Source organism: Methanospirillum sp., from assembly GCF_035406105.1.
In the GTDB taxonomy this organism is placed as follows: Archaea; Halobacteriota; Methanomicrobia; order Methanomicrobiales; family Methanospirillaceae; genus Methanospirillum.
This window is the reverse complement of record NZ_DAONKG010000247.1, coordinates 1-3290: the sequence shown is the minus strand read 5'-3', so window position 1 is coordinate 3290 and position 3290 is coordinate 1. Positions and strand designations below refer to the sequence as shown.

General features: G+C 43.1%; 3 protein-coding genes and 1 pseudogene. 3 read left to right on the top strand and 1 reads right to left on the bottom strand.

What is annotated here, in order from left to right:
* Nucleotides 1–810 (bottom strand): annotated as a pseudogene (locus PLA23_RS11855) (type II/IV secretion system ATPase subunit); the annotation flags it as partial.
* Between the two features lie 230 nt (nt 811–1040).
* Here PLA23_RS11855 and PLA23_RS11850 point away from each other — a divergent pair.
* From PLA23_RS11850 to PLA23_RS11840, 3 genes are all read left to right on the top strand, one after another.
* The gene (locus PLA23_RS11850) at nt 1041–1877 is read left to right on the top strand and encodes an RAD55 family ATPase (protein WP_324330731.1); all 837 of its coding nucleotides are present in this window, start codon (nt 1041–1043) and stop codon (nt 1875–1877) included.
* Entirely contained in the window at nt 1874–2587 is a 714-nt protein-coding gene (locus tag PLA23_RS11845) for a KaiC domain-containing protein (protein ID WP_324330729.1), read from the top strand. Before PLA23_RS11850 ends, PLA23_RS11845 begins: the two co-directional genes overlap by 4 nt.
* Nucleotides 2588–2629: 42 nt before the next feature.
* Nucleotides 2630–3290 (top strand): radical SAM protein (locus PLA23_RS11840; RefSeq protein WP_324475309.1); only part of this gene is annotated, 661 nt, incomplete at its 3' end.

Below are 3290 nucleotides of genomic sequence, written 5' to 3'. Positions count from 1 at the left end.
GGAGATATCCTCAATCAGCGGATCGATCATCAGGGCATTGATACGACCCCACCCGAGGTAATTGCGAAGCAGATAATAATTAATTTTGAAGAGAGAGCTTTTGTCCAGTTTCAGTCCGTAATAGTCAATCAGGTCAATGACCTTTGATATCAGGAGCTTTTTTCGTTCAATTCCCAATTCTTCATCGGTAAGAATAAGTACATCACGAAGATCCTCATGGATTCGTTCGAGAAGTTCATACTCAAAGGGGGTAAGCTCCGGTTCAAAAAGGAGGTATTCTCTCAGTTTTGATTTTATATTATGGGCAATGACCACTTTGGCAAGGCCAGGTTCTACCCAGTATTCATTTTTTGACTCATATGGATATCCTAATTTAATATCCAGAAGACTACCGTGTTTTTCGAAATCGTACTCCTCGTATCCCCGCTTCTGGGTCAGACTTATTTTTTTCAGAAGTTTTCTTTCGAATCCCGGGACGGCACTTTCTTTTTCTGTTTGAAAGATTGATTCAAGATCTTTTTCTGCAGCAACAATCTCTTCTTCCCGTTTTAATAACGGAAGTTTAATTCTGGTAACCCCACTCTGTGTCCCGGTCTCTTTTTCCGGCTCCTTTTTTATAAGATCAATATGAGGGACTTTTTTAATTCTCAACCCTTTTAATTTCGGCTTGTTCAGATTTTTTTTTGCCTTATCTGGTTTATCAGAGGGGGAAGTTTTCTTTCCGATTATTATACTCGGGACTTTTATTTTAATAGTGCGGCGGTTTTTACCACCGTGTCCCTTATTTTTCTCTCTATCTGATTCCCCCATATCTCACCCGCCAGAATATATCTCTGTCCGTATAGGTTCCCCCCGGTACCAGTTAAAAATATCATATGATATCAAAGCATAAAAATAATACAATACGTAAGAGAGAACAGAGATTTTGATCTCATTTGGTAATGCACATCAGTCAAACCCTGCGTTCCCAGATCTCCCATGTAATCCAAAGACTTAATCTGTTATTGCAGATGAAATACACGTAGCCGGATCTTCGAACAATGAATGGAATACAATTTGAACAATATATGCCAACCGGATTATCGACCCTTGATCCGGTTTTTGACGGAGGTATTCCTCCAGGTTCTGTAGTACTATTAAAAGGGGATATCGGTTCAGGAAAGATAGAGTTTGCATATAGTTCCATGATTCATCTCTCTCATCTGATGGGAAAGGAATCAAAGGATGAGAGGGTTCTCATACCAAAGGAGATATGCTATGTTGCTGTGACCAAGAGAAAGGAGTCAATCCTTCGTGAAATATCACAGTCATTTCATCAGGACCTTCTGACACATCTTGAAAAAATACGTTTTGAGGATTTATCTGATATCTATTTTGATAAAAGTCTTGTTCCAATCACCTGGTATACTGAGTATGATGATATTATTGAACGCATGACAGCGCGCCGGAAGATTCATGACAACCTGTTGACCACTCTCTCATTTACGCTGGATGAGGTTTCGGAGCAGAGCCTGGTTATTCTCGATTCATTGACGGAGATTGCAACCCAGTATATCGCGGCTGGACAATGGCCGGATCTGTCAGCCTATCTCAGAGGGATGCAGCGTGTTGCAAAAAAATGGAACACTTCGTTTTATCTGATACTGACAAAGGGTATTCTCAATCAGTATCAGGAGATTGAGGTTGCTGATGCGATGGATGCGGTCATCCATTTCAAATGGGAAGAGTCATCAAGTGCAAAGCGCCAGCGGGTTTTATATATTGAAAAATTCCGCGGTGTTATGATCCATCTTGAAGATCGGGATCTTGTGAAATTTGCAGTAAAAATTACCCCTGAACGAGGATTTGAAGTAAGCAATATCAGGGTGGTTATATGAGAATTCCACTGATGAGTATACCCCGTTTTGGATTTGGTATAAAAGGTCTTGATGAGATGCTCTCCGGGGGATTGATTGAAGGTACAGTCTCCTCAATTATTGGTGCATATGGTACGGGGAAAACGAACTTTGCCCAGTATTACGTCTGGCAGGGTTTGATACAGGGCCAGAGTGCCTTATATATTACTCTTGAAGAAAGGACGTCAAGAATTATTGGATACATGGAGAATAAGGGATGGGATGTCTCCAAGTATCTGGACACAACCTTTACAATAGTCAATCTTGACCCGTCGGACTTTAATCTTGCAATAAACAGCGTAAAGAATGAACTCCCGACTCTGATTAGGAAGATAGGAGCTCATCGCGTGGTGATTGACCCGGTATCGCTGTTTGAGGATCTTTTTCATGATGATGCTACACGAAGACGGGAGATGATGCGGTTTTTGGAAAGTCTTCGAGACCTGAACTGTACATCCCTGCTCATCAGTGAAGCAGACAAGACAAACAGCTTTGCAAGTAAATACAATCTGATTGAGTATCTGAGCGACACGGTTATTCTTTTAAAATATGCCCGGGGGGGAGATACCGCAGATGTTCATCTGGCAGTCGAGGTTGTCAAGATGCGTATGTCACAGCATTCACGGGAAGTTAAACCGTTTGAGATCCATCAGGACTCTGTAACAGTGTATACGGAAGCAACTGTGTTTTAAATGCGTGTCTGCTGGAGGAAAATTCCGAGCCAGCGCAACAGCATGGCATGCCTCTCTGCTGCCTGTGAGCGGGCAGGATACAGGCTTGAATTTGTGAATGGGCCTGAAGAGGACATAACACTCTATAGCCTGAACTCGATCACCGGACCGTCTTTTATTCCAGAAATAAGGGACGCCGATGTTATTACCGTTGTTGGCGGCCCTCATGCCTGTGCCAGATGGAAAGAACTGGTTCGTATTGCAGATTATGTGGTGGTTGGAGAAGGAGAGTTTACTGTTCCACGGCTCCTTGACAGCCTCCATACCAACGGCCCCCCTCCCCCCGGGGTTGCAACCATATCATCCTATACCCCGATTGATCATACCGTCTTTCTTGATGGCAATCCAAGTTTCGGAGAGCATAAAGGCTATATTGAGATCTCACGAGGGTGTCCGTATGGTTGCACGTACTGTCAGACTCCCCGTATTTTCGGAAACAGGATACGTCACCGCAGCATACACTCAATTCTAAAACTTGCACACTCGTTTCATGACATCAGGTTTTTGACCCCGAACGCTCTTGCGTATGGTACTGATGGTATCCATCCTGATCTTCGTAGTGTTCGCTTATTACTTCGCGAACTTTCACAGATTCCTGATAAGGATATCTATCTCGGAACGTTTCCCGGAGAGATCAGACCTGAGTTTGTCTCTGAAGAGGCTG

Bases quoted from the DNA above. Each gene is read 5' to 3' on its own strand.
- PLA23_RS11850 (WP_324330731.1), top strand. From the start codon at position 1,041: ATGAATGGAATACAATTTGAACAATATATGCCAACCGGATTATCGACC.
- PLA23_RS11845 (WP_324330729.1), top strand. From the start codon at position 1,874: ATGAGAATTCCACTGATGAGTATACCCCGTTTTGGATTTGGTATAAAA.